Source organism: Micromonospora sp. NPDC048947, assembly GCF_040649495.1.
Taxonomy (GTDB): Bacteria; Actinomycetota; Actinomycetes; order Mycobacteriales; family Micromonosporaceae; genus Micromonospora; species Micromonospora alfalfae.
Window position 1 is genome coordinate 1 of the sequence record NZ_JBEZFO010000014.1, and the last position, 18,341, is coordinate 18,341.

Consider the following 18,341-nt stretch of genomic DNA (forward strand, 5'->3'; position numbering starts at 1 on the left):
TGGGGTGTGTCGGTGGTTCCGGCTCACCGGGCGTCTCGCTCCCACTCTCGCGCGGCTGGGGGGGCGCTCTACGCCCCCCCCCCCCCCCACACCGCCAGCCTGGCTCAGGCCGGCACGAGTGCCCGGCATCGGCGTAGGGCGGCCTGGGCCAGCGGCGCGTCCCGGCCCGCGATCCCGGCCTCCAGCTCGGCCACCGCTCCCGCGGCCCGCCCCGGATCACCGGCTGCGGCTTCCGCCTCGGCCAGCACCAACACCGCGTCGGCGGCCCACGCCAGGATGCCCTTTCCGCGTACGACTGACAGCGCCTCCGCCGCGTGCCGGACCGCCTCGTCCGGTCGCCCGGCCACCATCAGTCGGGCCAGCGCCGAGAGTGCCTGCACCAGCGGCCAGATCGCGCCCACCCGCCGGGCGTCGGCGACGACCTCGCGCAGCGCCCGCTCGGCCGACTCCACAGCGTCGCGGCCTCTGTTGCTGTCTTCACGTCCGGCGCATCCGTCGGTGCGGCTGACGGGGCTGCCGTGTTCCCCGGTGCTGCCAGCTCGTTGGGCGGTGGCGATGAGCGCCAGCACTGTCGCCAGTTCGGCCCGCGCGTCCAGCAGTGTGACCGGCATCCGCTCGGCGCTGGCAACCAACCGGCTGAGCCGCTCGGCGAGCCCGTCCAGCCGGCCGGCGGCCCGGTCCAGCGACAGCTCGGTCGCCTCCACCAGGGACGCCAGCCGCTCGTACCCGGTCTCGTCGACCAGCGCCCGACCGGCCGCCAGCAACGCTTCGGCCTGCTCCGGGTGACCGGCGTGCAACGCGCCCTGCGCCCAGTTCAGGCAGGCTCGCGCATGCTCGCGGGGCCGGTCGGCCAGTTCGGCGGACGCCCGTAGCTCGGAGATGATTGCCCAGGCCGCGGGGTCGCCCAGCTCCAGCAACAGCGAGGCGCGGGCGATGCGAACCGCGAGGTCCGCCGCCGGATCCCCGCTGGCCGCTGCGGCGGTCTCCGCCTCCGCGCAGCGGGCCAGGTGGTCGTCGACGTGCCGGTCGACGACCGTGTCAGGGGCCGCCAGCACCGCGAGCGCCTGGGCCTTGCGGCGCGGCGCGCGCAGGTACGGCACGGCACGCTCGATCTCGGTGTACCCGCGCAGCGCCTCGCCCTGCTGTCGCAGCATCCGTCCGAGCACCAGACCCAGCTCACCGCGGGCGCCTGGCGGCAGCCGTCGGTCGGCGAGCAGCCGTTCCAGCACCGGGATCGCCTCGGCCTGGCTGAGCCCGTCGATGGCCGACCGGCCCAACTTGGCGGCGAGCCGAACCCGTACCGGTCGGGGCAGTTCGGCGATGTCCATCGTCTGGAGCAGGAAGCTTGCCGCTGTCGCGTCGTCGCCGCGCTCGGTGGCAAGGTCGGCTGCCGCCTCGGCGTTGCGGACGAAGTCGGCCCCGCTGCCGGCCCGGCGGTAGTGGTGCGCCAGTTGGGCCACCGGCCTCGGCAACTCCTGTTCCAACACCCGCGCCACCCGCAGGTGCAGCCACTCCCGGCTCTCCCGGGGCACCAGGTCGTACACCACCTGGCGGGCCAGGTCGTGCCGGAACCGCAGGCCGTCACCGGCGTCGTGCAGCAGACCCGCCCGGTGCGCGGCGGTCAACGCCGCGCCGATCGCCACCCGGTCCAGGCTGAGCACCGAGGCGAGGATGCGCTGATCGGGCGTCATCCCCAGTACGGCAGTCGCGCCGAGCACCTCCCGGGTCGCCTCGTCGAGCGGGCGCAGCCGCCAGAGCAGCACGTCACGCAGGACGAACGGGACACTGTCGTCGGCCAACGGGTCGCCGCCGCGCTCGGCGAGCGTCCGCAGCACCTCCTCGACCACGAACGGGATGCCGGCGGTGCGGTCGAGCAGGGTGGCGGTGAGCTGCTGCGGCGGATCATCGAGGCGCAGGGTGCGGGCCGCCAGCCTGCGTACGTCGTCGGCGTCCAGCGGGCCGAGCGCAACGCGCGTGACGCTCCACGGGGGAGTCCGCGCCAGGGCGTCGTGAATCGGCGTACTACTTCCCGGCGTCGCAGTGCGCGCTGTCAGCACCACTGACAGCCCCTCCACCGGGTGGGTGCTCAGGTAGGCGAGGAGTTCGCAGGTCGCCGGGTCCGCCCAGTGCAGATCCTCCAGCAACAGCGTGGCCGGACTCAGCGCGGCGAGCACCGCCGCGACGGCGCGGAGCAGGCGATGTCGCTCGGCCGCCGGGTCGGTCAACGGGGGCGGCGCGTCAGGTAGCACGTCGGCCAGTTCGGGCAGCAGCGGCGCGAGGGCGCCGGCCACCGGGCTGAGCGGACCGAGTCGGTCGGCACCGCCCCGGATCGCGTCCAGCAGCACGCCGAGTGGGAAGGGCTCGGGCACGTCGTCGCACTCGCCGATGAGGTGCCGCCCGGGGAGTTCGGCGAGCAGTTCGGCGACGAGTCGACTCTTGCCGATCCCGGGCTCACCCTCCAGCAGGATCAGGCAGGGCGGGGTGCCGACGATCCGGCGGAGCTGGGCCAGCTCCGCCGCCCGGCCGACGAACTCGACGGGTCCGCGCAGACGTTCGGGGCGGACGGGAGTTGGGCTCCCGCCGCCCCGTGTCTTGTCCTCGCCGCCGTCGATCACCGTGGGCCGAGCAGATCATCTCTGCGCGGCGCGACGGCGGGCCGGCGGACCGGCGGTGACCTGGGTCACACGCCGATCCGCCGGGTTGGGGGAAGGGTCAGGACTGGATGGTGACCGGCACCGTCTTCAGCGAGCCGTCACCGTTGCGGAACTCCAACACCCCGAGGTAGCGCTGGCCCGGAGCGAGACCGAACCAGCGCACTGTCAGGTTCGCCGTCGCGCCCGGCCGCACGCTGCGCTGCTTCGGGTCGATGGTGAACCGGCCGGTGGAGGTACCCGGCGTGCCCGGCAGGTAGCTGGTGACCGTGTACGCGTTCGCGCCGTCCTTGATGTTCTCGGTGAACTCCTGCTCGACGACCACGATGTAGTCACCGGCACCGTCCGGCAGTGTCACCTTGGCGCCGTCCCGGCCGCTGGCTGTGGCGGTGACGAACTTCCCGGACTTGTCGTAGACGTTGAGGCTGAACTCGGTGCACTCCATCACGCCCTCCTCGTCGTCCCAGTCGATGTGGGAGCAGGTGGGCCGCTCCGACGTCACCTGGACGAGTGGGCTGCGGGTCCCGGCCGGCACGTGCAGTGTGGTCCTGCTGATCGACGCGGGCAGCGGCACCGGCAGGTTGTTCGACGTGCTCCAGTCCCAGCTCGGCCCGTCGCCCTTGAGGGTGACCACGTTGCTGGTGCCCGAGGTGAGCCCGGAGAGCTGGGAGATCAGCTGACCCTGGTAGCCGACCTCGGCGGCGATCCGGACGCTGCCGAAGGTGCCCTTGCCGGTGATGGCGTCGGGGGCGACCAGCCCGGAGTTGCGCACCACCAGCGGGCTGCGTACCGCGTGCTTGAACTGGTCGCGCCAGGTCAGCGAGCCGTCGGCCCAGGTGTCGAAGGCGCCACCGGTGTTGGTGACCTCAACAGTGAAGCGGGCGCTCTTGCCCGGGCGGATCTGCAGCTTCTTCGGGGTGACTTTGACCTGGTAGCCCGGCGGGGCCTGCACCGACGAGGAGTAGGTGCTGGTCTTGTCGCTGACGTTGGTGACCGTACGGGTCACGGTCTGCTTGCCCACCATCCGGCCGAGCGAGATGGACGGGTAGTTGAGCTGGGCCGTGTCGATCGCACCGATCGTGTCGCAGCCGTCCAGGCCGCCGAGCCCGTAGTCGCCGCCACGGTCGGCGGAAACCCCACACAGGTACTGGATCCAGTCCTGCTGGTTGGAGTCGTAGACCAGGCCCGGGTCGAAGGCGCTGCCCGGCTCGACCTGGCCGGCGCCGTAGTTCAGCGGGGTCGCGTCGTACGTGCCGATCTTGATCGGGTTGCCCTTGTCGGTCTTGTCCACCGCGCTGGTCATCAGTGCCGAGCGGACCGCCGCCGGCGACCAGCCGGGGTGCTTGGCAAGCAGCAGGGCGGCGATGCCGGCGATGTGCGGCGCCGCCATCGAGGTGCCCGACTCCAGGGCGAAGTCGTTGCCGCCGATGGACGGGGAGAACGCTGCGACGATGTCCTGACCGGGCGCGCTGATGTCCGGCTTGAGCAGCTCACCGGCGTTCAGGTTCGACGGGCCTGCCGAGGAGAACGCGGCGACAGCGGGCGCCTCGACCGTCTCCAGCCTGCTCGGTGAGATGGTCGCAGTGGCGTTGCCAGTGGCGACGTACGCGGTGACAGTGGCCAGGTCGACCTCGTTGATGTGCACTGTCGGCACTGCCTGCACATCGGCGTTCAAGGAGTTCAGCTCGTCGTTGTACAGCACCATGCCGACGCCGCCGGCCCGCGCCACCTCGATGCTCTTGTCGGTACGCGGGATCTCGCCACGCAGGCAGAGCACTATCGCGCCCTTGACCTTGGCCGGATCCAACGTGTCGTCGGCGCAGAGGCCGGCACCGTAGGCGCCGTCCGGGTCGATCGCGCTGTCCTTCGCGAAGACCAGTGGGGCCGGCCCGACACCGGTCTCGCCCATGCCCACACCGGCGATGGCGGTGCCGTCGCCGAGGGTGAGCTTCCGGGTGTTCTGCCGGTCGGTGGTGCTCGCGGCCACGGTGGTCAGCCAGGGCGTCGAGTTGTCGACGGTGTTGGCGAACGGGCCGGAGTTGCCGGCGGCGGCGGCGACGAACACCCCGGCTGCGGCCGCGTTGAAGAACGTCGCGTCGACAGCCCCGAACCGCTCGGTGTCGTCACCGATCGAGTAGTTGATGACGTCGACGCCATCCGCGACCGCGTCGTCGATGGCGTGCACGATGTCGATGTCGGTACCTGTCGCGCCACCAGCGCCGTTGTCGTACAACGCCTTGTAGATGGCCAACCGCGCGGCCGGCGCCATGCCGGAGATCATGCCCAGGTCCTGGGTACCCGACGTGGCCCGCACGCCGTGGATGCCGGCCGCGGTGCTGGCGGTGTGGGTGCCGTGGCCGTTGCGGTCGCGCGGCGAGGAGTAGTCGTCCGGGAACGCCTCGGCGATGCCGCTGTCGTTGTACCAGCGCGCCCCGATCACCTTGTTGTTGCAGGTGACTGGCGCTTCGACGCCGACGTCACAGGTGCCCTTCCACTTGGCGTCGATGATGGCCTGGTCAGGGCGCGGGCTGGGCAGCGGCGCGAAGCTCGCGCTCTCCGGCCAGTAACCGCTGTCGATGACCCCGATGATGACGCCCTCACCGGCGTGGGAGTCTGAGCCGAACTCCTTGTTCCACACCCCGCCCTTGCCGGTCAGGCCCAGGTAGTCGGGGGTGTGTGAGGTGGCGGCGTGCACCTTCTGGCTCTCGTAGACCGCTCGGACGCCGTTGGTGGCGCGCAGCCGGGCGGCCTGCGGCCCGGTCAGGTCGGCGGCGAAGCCGTTGAACGCGGTCTCCATGGTGACGCGGGTGCGCTCGGCCGGCACACCGACGTGGTCCAGCACCGACTTGCGCTGCTGGCGCAGGTGATCCCGGTACGCGTTGGCGTTCCCGGACGTGCGGTTCAGCTTGGCCCCGTCGGCCGGCTTGGTCGCCGCGATCCCGGGAACCCCGCCGGTGTAGGTGGCCAGCGGCTCCTCGGCGAGCTGGACGAGGTAGCGGGCGGTCGGCCCACTGCCCGCCGGCGCGGCGGTGGCGCTGGCAGGCAGGCCGGTCAGGCCGGCTGCGGTCAGCGCCACGGCGGCCAGCATGCTGACCCCGTACCTGGCCCGTCCGGTCCGATGTGCGTTCGGTTGTGGCACGTCGTTGCCTCCACGTTCGGTGCCGGCCGCCACGACTGATGACGGTGGCCGAAACCTAGGATCGGTACCGATCATCGAGAAGCACCCGTAACCTCGCTGTCATCTTGGAAACAAGCTCGTAACACAACGGGTACTTTGCGCGTCATTTGGGAGCGCCGACATGGGGGATCCATGGCATTTGGTCGGATGCCCGTGCCGCCGGTCGAGTCGGCCTTCGTGGTCTTCGACGCGCAGGACTCCGGATGCCTCTCCTACGGCGTCGAGGAGGCGGGCCGCCGCTGGCTCGTCAAGACGGCCACCACCGTCGAGGGCCGAGCATCCCTCGACCGGGCCGTCGCGGTGCACGCCGCAGTCAGCCACCCGGCCATCGTCCGTCCCACCTGGACGATCCACGGCACCGCTGGACCAACCCTCGTCTACCCCTGGTACGACGGCACCGTCCTGAACCACGCCACAGCGCACGGCACGGACCGCAGCGCGCTGACCCGGTTCCAGTGCCTGCCGGTCCCGCAGGTCGAGGTGGCGCTCGACGCGATCCTCGACGCCCACCTCGCCGTCAGCGCCGCCGGCCTCGTCGCTGTCGACCTCTACGACGGCTGCTTCCTGTACGACTTCGCCGCCAACCGGATGCGGCTGATCGACCTCGACGAGTACCGCCGCGGCCCGTTCGTGCTCGCGGCGGATCGGCTGCCAGGTTCACGTCGCTACATGGCACCAGAGGAGTTCACCCGTGGCGCGATCATCGACGAGCGGACCACGGTGCACAATCTCGGCCGCGCCCTGCACCACCTACTCGACTCGCCAGCGGACCTGCGGTGTCCTCAGGACGACCGGCGGAGCTCACCACAGGCTTGGCGGGGCAGCAGCGACCAGCGCCGGGTCGTGGAACGCGCGACGAGGCAGCCGCCGGACGCACGGTACCCAGGCGTGTCAGCACTGGTCCGCGCCTGGCGGCTGGCGACACCCGTGGAGGGTGGCGCATTCGTCATCTAGGCGCCGAGGTGCTGCCTTCGTCGTCTAGCGCCGGAAGGGTCGTGTGCGTTGTCCAGCGCGCGGAGGGTCGCGCGTGCGTTGTCTAGCGCGCGCAGGGTCGTGCGTGCGTCGTCGAGCAAGCAGGGCGATGCCCATCAATGAGCAGGCGAAGCGTGCGTTCGCGTCGTCACGCAGATGACGGAGCAGCGCCTGTGCCGTCGGGCCGGCGAAGCGCGCCCAGCCCGGGGCCGGCCACCGGGAAGCAGGCCCCCTTGCCCCGAACCACGTGCGGAACCTACCCGCGGATTGGTCGCCCGGCTTGACGGGCCGCCCGGTCGGCCGGCTGCTCCTACGTCCGTCGGTGGTAGTGGTTGCGGCGGGGGACCTGCTCGGGATCGAGCCAGGCGGGCGGGGTGAATTCGGGGTGGCCGTCGCTGCCGAGTCGGACACTCCAGTCGCTGTGGTGAATGTGTCGGTGGTGGTGGCCGCAGAGCAGCACGGCGTTGGCCAGGCTGGTTAGGCCGCCGTCGGCCCAGTGCTCGATGTGGTGGGCGTCGCACCAGCGGGGTGGTCGGTCGCAGCCGGGGAACGCGCAACCCCTGTCGCGGAGCACGAGGGCGCGTCGCAGAGGCCCGGTGATGAGGCGGCGTTGCCGCCCGACGTCGAGGATTTGGCCAGCGCCGCCGAGGACGGCGGGCAGGATGCCGGCGTCGCAGGCGAGCCGGCGCGCCGCTTGCGGGGTGAGGCTGAGTCCGGTGTCGAGGGTGCCGGCGCCGAGCTTTGCCGTGAGCGCGTCGTAGGCGGTGATGACGACGATCTGGGCGGGGTCGTTGCCGTGTTCGGGTAGTTCGCTCGTGCGCAGGCTGAGTCGGCAGACGTCGGTGAGCGCGTCATGCCGGCGTTGCCCGGGGGAGCGCTGATCGTCGGGGCCTGATGGCGTGGTCAATGGGTCGATGGCCGCGCGGAGCAGACCGGCGGTTTCGGCGTCGAGGATGCCGGTGAGCCGGAGTCGGCCGTCGGTCTGTTCCGACAGCGTGAGGTGACGGTCGCGGGCGGCACGGGCCGCCTCGGCCTCCAGGGCAGCTTCGGCGGCGGCGTCGGCGAGGTCAGGAGCGACGTGGTCGAGGATGCGGTTGCCGAGTTTGCGCAGCAGGGAGGGGTCGAACTGGCCGGCCCAGTCGGTGAGGAGGCTGACGGCCTTGTCGGCGGCCTCGGGGCCGGCGGTGGCCTGCACGGTGTCGACGGTGTCGGCGATGACCCGGGCCTGGTCCAGGCTGATGGTGCCATCAGCCAGCGCTTGTCGGATGCCGGGATTGCCTGCGTCCAGCGCGGTGGCGAGGTCGATCAGGCGGCGGGCGGCGGGAACTGTCAGCCGCAGTCGTTCGCGGAGCCAGACTGCGGTGGAGGAGGCTCCTTGACTGCGGGCCGTGCCACGACCGTCGATCTCACGAATCAGGGTGAGGGTGACGGCGGCGAGGCGTTGCTGAAGGCGGTGTGCGGCGTCGAGCGCGGCGATCAGTTCCCGTTCCGGGAGCGGCCAGGCAGGGGCGTCGACGCAGGCGACGACAGCGTCGTCTGCCAGCGCCAACTCCTTGAGCATGACCCGACACTAGAACAGGTGTACGACAACTTTAGTCACCATGATCGATTGAATGACGGCACCTGCCGTGGCGTTGCCGGCCGCGCTTGTTGTGAACCAATGCCGTCAGTTCCGCAGCGGCGCAGGGTTCGCGGCCAGGAAGAGCTGCCGGACCGGGGCGTTGCCGCGGGACCTAGTTGCCGGCAGTGCGGTGGTCCGGCCACGGCCGGCCGGTTCAGTCGCGGCGGACGAGGCCCGGGCCGGCGATGATGTCGATGTCGCCGTCGGCGATCTCGTGGCCGGCGGCGCAGCGGAGTACGGCGCGGATCGGCTCCCCGCAGTCGTGGTGGGTGGCGACGACGGACGGGCCGGTGTCGGTGGCGGCCCAGGTGTCGCCCCAGTTGCGCAGTGCGGTGATGACGGGCAGGAGTTCGCGGCCCTTGCGGGTGAGTTGGTACTCGTGGCGGGTGCGCTGCCCGGGCTCCCGGTAGGGGATCCGTTCGAGCAGTTCGGCGGCGACCATTTCCTTGAGGCGGGCGGCCATGGCGGGCTCGCCGACGCCGACCCGGCGGACGAAGTCGTCGAAGCGGCGCGTGCCGAGCAGGGCCTCGCGCATGATCAGGACCGTCGACCGGCTGCCCACGATGTCCATCGCCCGGGCCACTGAGCAGTTTTCGCTCGTCCAGGAATCGCGATCGCCTCGTAGGTCCTCCATGCCCCCCAGCGTACCTGACTTGCATGGAAGCTAGCCAGGTGCTTCACTGGGTCGAGCTGACTTCAGCATACGCAAGTCAGACCACCAGTGTGAAGGATCTTCAGTGACCACCAGCGCCACGGCTCCGACCCCACCCGGAGCGACAGCACCCGGGAAGACCCCACCAGGACCGGCGGCGCCCGGGCCGGCCGTCCGTGCCCGCGCGTCAGTGCGCGGCTCGCGCCCGGTGACCCTGATCGCCATGTGCCTGGGCGCGATGATCACGTTCCTGCAGATCACCGCGACGGTCTCCGCGTTGACCACTATCCAGCAGGACCTGCGGGTCGACCCCACCACTCTGGTCTGGATCCCCAGCGCCTACACCCTGATGGTGGCGAGCGTCGTGCTGTCCGCGGCCACCCTGGGCAGCCGATACGGGCGTAAGCGCATGTTCGGCGCCGGGGTCGTCGCGATGATCGTCGGCGCAGCCGTCGTGGCTGAGGCTCCGACCGTCGGGTGGGTGATCGTGGGGCAGTTGGTCGCCGGCCTCGGCGGGGCCCTGATCCTGCCGAACAGTCTGGCGATCCTCGGCGCGACCTTCACCGATCCGCACCGACGGACCGAGGTCATCACCGCGTGGTCGGCGGCGTCCGGCATCGGCCTCGCGATCGGCCCGCTCATCGCCGGCTTCCTGTTGCGGCACTACCAGTGGCACAGCGTCTACCTGTCGACGATCGCGCTGGGGCTGGTCACCCTCGTCGTCGCCATCGTCGGGGTGGCCGAGTCCCGGCCGAACGCCGCCCGACTCGACGTGCCCGGCCTCCTGCTGGGAACCGTCGCCATCGCGGCCGCCGTCTACGCGCTGATCCAGGGCGGCAAGGTCGGCTACACCAACCCGGTGGTGTCGACGGCCTGGGTCGTCGCGGTCGTCGCACTTGTCGCGCTCGTGCTGGTCGAGCTGCGGACCAGCGCGCCAATGCTCGACGTGCGGCTGTTCCGGTCCGCGTCGTTCAGCGCCGTCATGGTCGTCGGCGCGGTGTCGCTGTTCGGTTTCACCGGCGTGGCGATCCTGCTGGTCCTCTTCCACGAACGTGCCCAGGCGCTCAGCCCGCTGGACACCGGCTGGCGGATGCTGGTGCTCTTCGGCGCGTACGTGCTGGTCGCCTTCGGTGCCGGGCGCGCGATTCGTCGTACCGGATTCAAGGCGCCGTTGACCCTCGGCCTGGTCCTCGGTGCGGTGGCCAGCTTCGCGCTGGCCAACCAGAGGCCGACCACGTCGTTCGGTGACCGCTGGGCGCTGTTCGTGTTGTTCGGCGCGGCCAGCGGTCTGGTGGTGGCCCCGGCGACGGCGGCGGCGTTGGCCAGCGTCGCGCCCGCCCAGGCAGGCATGGCCTCCGGCGCGGTCAACGCCGCCCGCCAGGTCGGCTCGGTGCTCGGCTCGTCATTGCTCGGCACGCTCCTCACCACCACGATGGTGGCCGACCTGCCGGACCGGCTCGCCGCGCACCAGATCGGCGAACCCACTCGAACCGCAGTGCAGGCAGCGGTGGCCTCCGGCGTCAACGGCAGCCAACCCCTGCCCGACCCGGTCCGAGCGGCGATCGCGGAGGCACTGACCTCCGGTGTCCAGGCCGGGTTGCGGATCAACGGCATCGTCTTCCTGGTCACCGCCGCGCTGGCGCTCACCCTGATCCGCAACCGGCCGCACCAGCACTAGCTAGGAAGCCAGCGCGTCCAGTTCCTCGATGGCGTCGGTCGGCAGTTTCAGGTCGGCCGCCGCCATGTTCTCCCGCAGGTGCGCCACGCTGGAGGTGCCGGGGATCAGCACTGTGGTGGGGGAGCGCTGGAGAAGCCAGGCGAGGGCGACCTGCTGCGGTGAGGCACCCAGTCGGGCGGCCACGCCGTCGAGCGTGTCGGACTGCAAGGGCGTGAACCCGCCGAGCGGGAAGAACGCCGCGAACGCGATGTTCTCCGCCGCGCACCGGTCGACCAGGGCGTCGTCCTGCCGGTTGGCCACGTTGTAGAGGTTCTGCACGGTGACCACCGGCGCGATGGCCTGGGCCTCGTCGAGCTGGTCGAGCGTCACGTTGCTGAGGCCGAGGTGCCGGATCAGGCCCTCCTGCCGCAGCTCCGCCAGGGCGGCGAACTGCGCGCCGAGCGGCGCGTCGCCCGTGCCCTCCGCCACGCCTACCCGCAGGTTGACCACGTCGAGCACGTCCAGGCCGAGGTGGTCCAGGTTCTCCCGGACCTGGGCCTTGAGGTCGTCCGGCTCCAGGGCCGGGATCCAGGAGCGGTCGGCGCCGCGCCGCGCGCCGACCTTGGTGACCAGGTGCAAACCCTGGGGGTACGGGTGGAGCGCCTCGCGGATCAGCTCGTTGACCACCACGGGCCCGTAGAAGTCGCTGGTGTCGATGTGCCGGACGCCCAGGTCGACGGCCTCGCGGAGGACGGCGAGCGCCTGCTCGCGGTCGCGGGGCGGGCCGAAGACACCCGGGCCGGCCAACTGCATCGCCCCGTAGCCCATCCGGCTCAGGGTGAGGCCGTCAGCGGGGGTGAGGGCACCACCGGGAAGGTTCTCGCTCATCTCATCCTCTGCTCGTTGTCGTGGTGACATCTGGGCCGCTTGGAACCGGCCCTCCGACGACTGTGCGTCGGCATTCGCCCGGCCGGCAGGGCGAGCTGTTCCTGGTAGTGACACAGCCAGTCACCGGGCCGCCCGGCGATCTACCGTCGGTGGCATGGACGCAACGAACCCGCTCGGTGACTTCCTGCGCGCCCGTCGGGAGCAGACCCGGCCCGAGGACGTCGGGCTCGGCCCGGGCGTTGGCCTGCGCCGGGTGCCGGGGCTGCGGCGTGAGGAGGTGGCGATGCTGGCCGGCATCAGCGCCGACTACTACCTCCGGTTGGAGCAGGGTCGCGAGCGGCACCCTTCGGTGCAGGTCCTCGATGCCCTCGCCGGGGTGCTCCGGCTGGATCCGGAGGCGACCGCGTACATGATCGGGTTGAGCCGGGCGCGGTCGCGCCGGGCGGCCCGACCGGCCGCCGAGCGGGTCCCGGCCAGCATCCTGCACCTGCTGCGGCAGCTCTCCATGCCGGCCTTCGTGCAGAATCGCTACCTCGACATCCTGGCGTCGAACCCGATGGCGAGGGCGCTGTCGCCGAATCTCGCCCCGGGCGCCAACCGACTCCGCGCGGTGTTCCTGGACCCGGCCGAGCGGGAGCTGTTCCGCGACTGGCGGCAGGCGATGCAGAGCGTGGTGGGGCAGATGCGTGCCGACTCGGGCGGGGCCACCGACGACCCACGGTTGACGGCACTGGTGGGGGAGTTGTCACTCAAGAGCGATTGCTTTCGGCAACTCTGGGCGCGACACGAGGTGCGTCGGCGGGAGGGCGTGGTCAGCCGGCTGCACCACCCCGAGGTGGGCGACCTCGACCTGTACTGCGACAAGCTCGCGGTGGCGGGCGCCGACGGGCAACTCCTGGTGATCTACCACGCCGAGCCCGGTACGGAGTCCGCCCGCTCGTTGGCGCTGCTCGGCTCGATCACCGCCAGCAGCACCGACGACCTGCCGGACAGCCTCCGACCCGGCGACCCGGCCCGCCTCTATCCGCTGGAATGACCAGGTCAGGGCCGCTGCGGGGTCGCCTGGGTGGGGATGTGCTCGTAGCGTTTGCGCATGGTCTCGCTGGCGGCCGGGCCGGCGGCGAACACGAAGTCGGCGTCGTCGAGCGGGCGACCGCTGTTGCGGTCCACGATCACCGGGTCGGCCTCCAGTCCGGTGGTCCGGTCGACGAGGATCATGCTGCGCTCGCTCGGATCGAGGCGTGAGTTACCCCAGGCGGCGAGGGCGACGACGACGGGCCGCAGGCTGCGGCCGAGGTCGGTGAGGACGTACTCGTAGCGGTCGGGCCTGGTCTGGTAACGGCGACGTTCGAGCAACCCCTGACCGGTGAGGGTCTTGAGCCGGCTGGTCAGGATGCTGGACGAGACGCCCAGGTTGGCCTGGAACTGGTCGAACCGGGTGTAGCCGTCGAAGGCGTCGTGCAGGATCAACAGCGTCCACCACTCGCCGACATGGCCCAGCGCGCTGGACAGTGGGCATTCGCGGTCCTCCAAGCGGATCTTCCCGGCCACAACTGTGCCCTCTCCCGAGTAGGTGCTAGTGTCGAAGTTAGTAGGTGCTATTTCAGAAGTAACTGTACGACGTCCTGGTGGCATGCGCCTCCTGCTGCCCAGCGACGTCCGGAAGGGTCTCCAACCGTGACTGTCAACCAGGCCGCACCGGCCATCATCCGCCGCTACTTCGAGCTCGCCGGCCGGCCCGACTCCGAGGACTACTTCGCCCTCTTCGCCGAGGACGCCGTGGTCGAGGACGAGTCGACCGAGTGGCGGGGCATCGAGGCCATCCGCGCGTGGCGTCGTGCCGTGCCGCTCGTGTCGTACGAGATCACCGACGTCGAGGACACCCCCGCCGGCACCGTCGTGACCGCGACGATCACGGGCGACTTCCCCGGCAGCCCGTTCGCCGGCCTTCGTTACCGCTTCAGCGACTACGACGACACAACGATCCGGCGGCTGCGGATCGCACCCTGAAAGTCCGCGCCAGGCTTGACGGCGATTGTTTGTGAGTGCACACTTACAAACATGCGATCCACCGCCGAGGCCCGCCGGGTCACCGTCCTGAACACCGCCGTATCGGTGTTCGCACGCGCTGGCTTCCACGCCACCCCGGTCACCGCCGTGGCCGCCGCCGCCGGCATCTCCGAGGCGTACGTCTTTCGGCTCTTCTCCGGAAAGCTCGGCTTGTTCGTGGCGGCGGCCGGGGTGTGTTTCGACCGGATCGCTGACGCGATCGAGGCGGGTGCGGAGCGCGCCGAGGGTGACAGCCCGCAGGAGATCCTCGACGCCATGGGCGGTGCTTACGCGGAGTTGATCGCCGATCGCGACCTGCTGCTCTTCCAGGTGCAGGCGCAGGCCGTCACTGACATCCCGGAGATCGCCGAGGCGGTGCGGGCCGGCTACCGACGGGTCGCGACCTTCGTGCAGAGTCGGGCAGGGGCCAGCGACGCGCAGGTGCAGCAGTTCTTCGCGTACGGCCAGTTGTGCCACCTGATCGTGACGGCCGGCCTGGAGCAGGTCCCGGAGCCCTGGGCTCGCGCCCTGACCGCCGGCATTCGCCACCCCTGACCGACCCCGATGCTGGGCCGCTTCGGCGGCCCGCTCTTTTGACCCGACAAGTGTGTGAGTACGCACTTACAAACAAGGGAGAAGCCAATGACCACCGACACGATCACCGAAGTGGTGCTGCCCGGCGTGGTGGAGCCCGACGGACTCCTGCTGCACCGACGCGCGATGCCAGTGCCCGCCCGGGGGCAGGCGCTGGTCCAGGTCGAGGCCACCGGCATCTCGTTCGCCGAACAGCAGATGCGCCACGCGCTGTACCCCGGCCAGCCGAGGTTTCCGTTCGTGCCCGGCTACGACCTCGTCGGCACCGTCCGGGAGGTCGGCCCCGACGGCGACGACGCACTGGTCGGCACGCGGGTGGCGGCGGTCACCAAGACCGGCGCCTGGGCCACGCACGCGCTTGTCGACATCGACGCCCTGACCCCGGTGCCTGCGGGTCTGGACCCCGCGGAGGCCGAGACCGTCGTCGTCAACGGGGTGACCGCCTGGCAGATGCTGCGGGACGCCGACCTGACGGCCGGACAGACCATCCTCGTGCACGGTGCGAACGGCGGCGTCGGGAGCGTGCTCGTCCAACTCGGCCGACACCTCGGCCTGCGGGTCATCGGCACCGCCGCCGAACGGCACCACGCCGGGCTGCGCGAACTCGGCGTCGAACCCCTTGACTACCGCGACCCGGAAATGGCGGCGCGGGTCCGCGAGCTGTCGCCGGGTGGCGTCGACGCCGTCTTCGACCCGGTCGGCGGCTCGGGCGTACGCACCTCGTACGCCCTACTCGCCCCCGGCGGCAAGCTTGTCGTCTACGGCAACGCCGCCGCCGTCGGCACCGGGCAGTCGGTCGTGTGGGTCTTCGTGAAGCTGCTGACCCGCCTCTACACCTGGAACGCGCTGCCCAACGGTCACCGGGCCGGCTTCTACAACTTCTGGTCCGGCCAGCTCACCCGCCGCGCCGCGTTCCGCCGTCGCCTGCGTACCGACCTCGGCATCGTGCTCGACCTGCTGCGGCAAGGGGTGATAGTGCCGCAGATCGCCGCCCGCTACCCGCTCAGCGAGGTCTCCGCGGCACTGGTGTTCGCCGAGAACCGCAGCCGGGCCGGCAAGGTGGTGCTGGAGCCCTGACCTCCGGCCCGTCCAGGGCGCTGGTGCGGCTGGCCGCCGTGAGGGCGTACGGTGAACATGTCGCCCGGGGGACCCCGGTGGCCGCCAGACGCCGTCGCCACCAGCCCACCAGGGTGTTAGCGCTCATCTTCTCCGTCGCCGCGACGTACCGGCCGTGTCGGCTGACCGCGGACCGCGTCCCGACCGACAGGTCGGCGCGTCGTCGGCGTCCGGCGGTCGGTTGCCCGACGCGCACTCGAGTTCATCCTCAGTGCACATTGTTTCGACGCTCAACTAGGGGAGTACCAGATGAGGATCGCCAGGGACCGAATCGTCGCCGCACTTCGCGACCGGGGTCAACTGGCTCGGGCCGCCTGGGTCGAGCGTGAACTGCCCGAGTGGGTGGACCCGGCCAAGCACTCCGGGCTGCTCGCCACCCTGGACCTCAACCCGGCTGACCTCGCCGAGGCGCCATCCTCGTGAGGGTGGCGCGGCTCGGGCCGGCCGCCGGCGGTGTGATGATCGCGGCGCGCCCTGGCGTGGAGGCGACTCGGTAGGCGCCGGGTGCGCGGCGGGCGAGGTAGCCTCACCGCTCGCGCTACGTGCTCCCGCGATCCGGGAGGACAGGGGGAGGTGGAGCATGGCCGACGTTGGCGAGGTGGTGCGTTGGTTGCAGCTCAACGCGCCCCGGGGCGGCCCGGACGAGGTGTCGCAACTGGTCTCCCGTGCGGCGCCCGCGATCGACGCCAGCGAGATGGTGATCTATCTGGCCGACTACACGCAGACCCTCCTCGTGCCGCTGCTCGGCGCGGGTCTCGACCGGGGCCAGTTGCCTATCGAGACGACGCTCGCCGGCCGTGCCTTCACCACCCTCGACATCCAGCGCGCGCCCGACAACCCGGACCGGGTGTGGGTGCCACTGCTGCTCGGGTGTGAGCGGATGGGCGTACTGGAGATCGTCTCGCCGGCCGCCGCCGACGAGACGATGGATGCTCCGGCCTGGGAGGTGGCGGTCAACATCGCCCAGATCCTGGTCAACCGCCGGCTCTACGGTGACGTGGTCGAGCGGATGCGGCGGCGAATGCCGATGCAGGTCGCGGCCGAGATCGTGTGGGGCCTGCTCCCACCGCTGACCTTCGCCACCGACGACCTTGTGGTCACCGCCATCCTCGAACCGTGCTACGACGTCGGCGGCGACATCTTCGACTACGCGTTGAACGACGACGTGCTCAGTGTCGGGCTCTTCGACACCTGTGGGCACGGCATAAAGGCGAGCACCCTGGCCTCGCTGGTGGTCAGCGCGTACCGCAACGCCCGTCGGTGCGGCCTCGACCTGGTCGACACGGCGATCAGCATCGACCGCTGGGTGCGGTCCGAGCACCCGAACTTCTTCGCTACCGGGTTGCTCATCGAGTTGGACCGACAGACCGGCCGACTCAGCATGATCAACGCGGGTCACCCCGGTGCGATGTTGCTGCGCGACGGCAAGGCCGTTCGGGAACTTCCCGGGCCGACAGTGTTGCCGCTCGGCCTGGGCCACCTGTCACCTCGTCGACCGCGGGTACACGTCGAGGACCTGCACCCGGGCGACCGCATCCTCGCCTACACCGACGGCATCACCGACGCGCGCAGCGCCGAGGGGGAGCAGTTCGGGCTGGACCGGCTCGTCGACTTCGTCAACCGTGCCCTGAACGACGGGTTGCCCAGCCCGGAGACGATGCGTCGCCTGGTCCGCGCCGTCGTCGGCTACCAGGACGACCAGCTCGAGGACGACGCGACGGCCCTCTTCGTGGAGTGGCGGCCTCCGCACCTGCCGCTCGCGCACCTCCGCGACCTCGCCGCGCTCCGACACTGACCGCGCGCCGCAGCGCCCCCGACCCTCAGCTTGTGCAGTGGGATTTTGCACTCTCAGTGCACTTGTCTCCGATTGCGGGGCTGTCTAGCGTCACATCATGGCTGACTCATGGACCTTCGCCGTGGCGCGTGACGACCTCGGGCAGACCACGCTCGTCGATGGCTTGACCCCTGCCCTGGCCGACGGCGAGGCGCTGCTGCGTGTGGACCGCGTCGGCCTCACCGCCAACAACGTGACCTACGCGGTGCTCGGCGACGCGATGCGCTACTGGCAGTTCTTTCCGCCGGCAGCCCAGGGCCTCGGGCCGCAGTGGGGCCTGCCACCGCTCTGGGGCTTCGCCGAGGTGGTCGCCTCGGCGGTGGCCGGGGTCGAGGTGGGGCATCGGATCTACGGCTACCTGCCGCCCGCCGGTCACCTCGTGGTGCGACCGGACCGGGTCGACGCGACCGGCTTCCGCGAGGCGAGCCCGCACCGGGCCGAGTTGCCGTCGCCGTACAACGCGTACCGGTCCACCGTCGGCGACCCCGCGTACCAGCGCGACCAGGAGGATCTGCTGATCCTGTTCCGGCCGCTGTTCTTCACCTCGTTCATGCTGGCCGACCAGGTGGTCGACAACGACTTCTACGGTGCCGAGGCGCTGCTGGTGTCGTCGGCGTCGAGCAAGACCGCGTACGCCGCCGCGTTCGAGCTGCACCGGCGAGGGCCGCGCCTGGTCGGTCTCACCTCACCGGGCAACCTGGCGTTCACCAGGTCGCTCGGCTGCTACGACGAGGTCGTGTCGTACGACGACATCGACGCCCTTGACGTGGCCCCGACCGTCTACCTCGACCTGTCCGGCGCGCCCTCGACCCGTGCCGCGGTGCGTCGTCGCCTCGGCGACCGTCTGGTCCGGGACATCGCGGTCGGGCTCACCAACCAGACGCCGAACGCCGACGCCGCCGAGGAGGTGTTCTTCGCGCCGGTGCAGATGCGCAAGCGCAGCCACGACTGGGGCCGCGACGGCCTCGACCAGCGGTTCACCGAGGCCTGGCAACGCTTCGCCGCCGTAGTGAGCGGGTGGCTCGACGTTCGGGTGGGTGCCGGGCCGGCGGCGCTGCAACACGCGTGGCTGGACGTTCTCGCCGGTCGTACGCCGCCACGGGTGGGCCACGTCGTCCAACTCTGATCA

Annotated in this window: 15 protein-coding genes; 9 read left to right on the forward strand and 6 right to left on the reverse strand. The window is 71.0% G+C overall.

All coding sequences use genetic code 11. The features are described from left to right. Window positions 1–104 precede the first annotated feature (104 nt). Together AB0B98_RS20320 and AB0B98_RS20325 are read right to left on the reverse strand one after the other, a co-directional pair. Window positions 105–2,615, reverse strand: a complete 2,511-nt coding sequence (locus AB0B98_RS20320) for an AAA family ATPase (RefSeq protein ID WP_357364488.1) — start codon at window positions 2,613–2,615, stop codon at window positions 105–107. A gap of 97 nt (window positions 2,616–2,712) precedes the next feature. Further along, the gene (locus tag AB0B98_RS20325) at window positions 2,713–5,790 is read right to left on the reverse strand and encodes a S8 family serine peptidase (RefSeq protein WP_357364489.1); all 3,078 of its coding nucleotides are present in this window, start codon (window positions 5,788–5,790) and stop codon (window positions 2,713–2,715) included. 171 nt (window positions 5,791–5,961) lie between these two features. On the opposite strand from AB0B98_RS20325, the gene AB0B98_RS20330 reads away from it, so the two are divergent. Next, complete coding sequence (locus AB0B98_RS20330) at window positions 5,962–6,783, forward strand: serine/threonine protein kinase (RefSeq protein WP_357364491.1); 822 nt, start codon at window positions 5,962–5,964, stop codon at window positions 6,781–6,783. 328 nt (window positions 6,784–7,111) lie between these two features. Here the strand turns inward: AB0B98_RS20330 and AB0B98_RS20335 are convergent, their stop codons facing one another. Then, complete coding sequence (locus AB0B98_RS20335; RefSeq protein ID WP_357364493.1) at window positions 7,112–8,362, reverse strand: DUF222 domain-containing protein; 1,251 nt, start codon at window positions 8,360–8,362, stop codon at window positions 7,112–7,114. Between the two features lie 214 nt (window positions 8,363–8,576). After that, window positions 8,577–9,056 carry a helix-turn-helix domain-containing protein gene (locus AB0B98_RS20340; RefSeq protein ID WP_357364495.1) on the reverse strand — a complete coding sequence of 160 codons (480 nt, stop codon included), beginning with the start codon at window positions 9,054–9,056 and terminating at the stop codon, window positions 8,577–8,579. Between the two features lie 103 nt (window positions 9,057–9,159). Here AB0B98_RS20340 and AB0B98_RS20345 point away from each other — a divergent pair, with 103 nt between their 5' ends. After that, window positions 9,160–10,752 carry an MFS transporter gene (locus tag AB0B98_RS20345; protein ID WP_357364497.1) on the forward strand — a complete coding sequence of 531 codons (1,593 nt, stop codon included), beginning with the start codon at window positions 9,160–9,162 and terminating at the stop codon, window positions 10,750–10,752. On the opposite strand, the gene AB0B98_RS20350 is transcribed toward AB0B98_RS20345, so the two are convergent. Then, the gene (locus AB0B98_RS20350; RefSeq protein WP_238671284.1) at window positions 10,753–11,619 is read right to left on the reverse strand and encodes an oxidoreductase; all 867 of its coding nucleotides are present in this window, start codon (window positions 11,617–11,619) and stop codon (window positions 10,753–10,755) included. It lies immediately after the preceding gene. A gap of 154 nt (window positions 11,620–11,773) precedes the next feature. Between AB0B98_RS20350 and AB0B98_RS20355 the strand changes: the two genes are divergently transcribed. After that, entirely contained in the window at window positions 11,774–12,655 is an 882-nt protein-coding gene (locus tag AB0B98_RS20355; RefSeq protein ID WP_357364499.1) for a helix-turn-helix transcriptional regulator, read from the forward strand. A 5-nt stretch (window positions 12,656–12,660) separates the two neighbouring features. Here AB0B98_RS20355 and AB0B98_RS20360 read toward each other — a convergent pair whose 3' ends face one another. After that, window positions 12,661–13,152 carry a helix-turn-helix domain-containing protein gene (locus AB0B98_RS20360; protein ID WP_238671282.1) on the reverse strand — a complete coding sequence of 164 codons (492 nt, stop codon included), beginning with the start codon at window positions 13,150–13,152 and terminating at the stop codon, window positions 12,661–12,663. Between the two features lie 144 nt (window positions 13,153–13,296). On the opposite strand from AB0B98_RS20360, the gene AB0B98_RS20365 reads away from it, so the two are divergent. The 6 genes from AB0B98_RS20365 (at window position 13,297) to AB0B98_RS20390 (ending at window position 18,338) form a co-directional block, all read left to right on the forward strand. Continuing rightward, entirely contained in the window at window positions 13,297–13,629 is a 333-nt protein-coding gene (locus AB0B98_RS20365; protein WP_357364501.1) for a nuclear transport factor 2 family protein, read from the forward strand. Between the two features lie 51 nt (window positions 13,630–13,680). Then, the gene (locus AB0B98_RS20370) at window positions 13,681–14,223 is read left to right on the forward strand and encodes a TetR family transcriptional regulator (RefSeq protein ID WP_238671280.1); all 543 of its coding nucleotides are present in this window, start codon (window positions 13,681–13,683) and stop codon (window positions 14,221–14,223) included. An 87-nt stretch (window positions 14,224–14,310) separates the two neighbouring features. Then, window positions 14,311–15,339 (forward strand): medium chain dehydrogenase/reductase family protein, encoded by a 1,029-nt coding sequence (locus AB0B98_RS20375; RefSeq protein ID WP_357364504.1) that lies wholly within the window; start codon window positions 14,311–14,313, stop codon window positions 15,337–15,339. Between the two features lie 288 nt (window positions 15,340–15,627). Next, complete coding sequence (locus AB0B98_RS20380; protein WP_238671278.1) at window positions 15,628–15,801, forward strand: hypothetical protein; 174 nt, start codon at window positions 15,628–15,630, stop codon at window positions 15,799–15,801. Between the two features lie 157 nt (window positions 15,802–15,958). Next, window positions 15,959–17,173, forward strand: a complete 1,215-nt coding sequence (locus tag AB0B98_RS20385) for a PP2C family protein-serine/threonine phosphatase (RefSeq protein WP_357364505.1) — start codon at window positions 15,959–15,961, stop codon at window positions 17,171–17,173. 97 nt (window positions 17,174–17,270) lie between these two features. Next, a complete protein-coding gene (locus AB0B98_RS20390) occupies window positions 17,271–18,338 on the forward strand; it encodes a DUF2855 family protein (protein WP_357364506.1) in 1,068 nt (355 codons plus the stop codon). Window positions 18,339–18,341: the final 3 nt, after the last annotated feature.

What these genes read in the sequence shown, in the direction of transcription:
- AB0B98_RS20330 (WP_357364491.1), top strand. Translation starts at nt 5,962, where the DNA reads ATGGCATTTGGTCGGATGCCCGTGCCGCCGGTCGAGTCGGCCTTCGTG.
- AB0B98_RS20335 (WP_357364493.1), bottom strand. Translation starts at nt 8,362, where the DNA reads ATGCTCAAGGAGTTGGCGCTGGCAGACGACGCTGTCGTCGCCTGCGTC.
- AB0B98_RS20340 (WP_357364495.1), bottom strand. Translation starts at nt 9,056, where the DNA reads ATGGAGGACCTACGAGGCGATCGCGATTCCTGGACGAGCGAAAACTGC.
- AB0B98_RS20350 (WP_238671284.1), bottom strand. Translation starts at nt 11,619, where the DNA reads ATGAGCGAGAACCTTCCCGGTGGTGCCCTCACCCCCGCTGACGGCCTC.
- AB0B98_RS20355 (WP_357364499.1), top strand. Translation starts at nt 11,774, where the DNA reads ATGGACGCAACGAACCCGCTCGGTGACTTCCTGCGCGCCCGTCGGGAG.
- AB0B98_RS20370 (WP_238671280.1), top strand. Translation starts at nt 13,681, where the DNA reads ATGCGATCCACCGCCGAGGCCCGCCGGGTCACCGTCCTGAACACCGCC.
- AB0B98_RS20375 (WP_357364504.1), top strand. Translation starts at nt 14,311, where the DNA reads ATGACCACCGACACGATCACCGAAGTGGTGCTGCCCGGCGTGGTGGAG.
- AB0B98_RS20380 (WP_238671278.1), top strand. Translation starts at nt 15,628, where the DNA reads ATGAGGATCGCCAGGGACCGAATCGTCGCCGCACTTCGCGACCGGGGT.
- AB0B98_RS20385 (WP_357364505.1), top strand. Translation starts at nt 15,959, where the DNA reads ATGGCCGACGTTGGCGAGGTGGTGCGTTGGTTGCAGCTCAACGCGCCC.
- AB0B98_RS20390 (WP_357364506.1), top strand. Translation starts at nt 17,271, where the DNA reads ATGGCTGACTCATGGACCTTCGCCGTGGCGCGTGACGACCTCGGGCAG.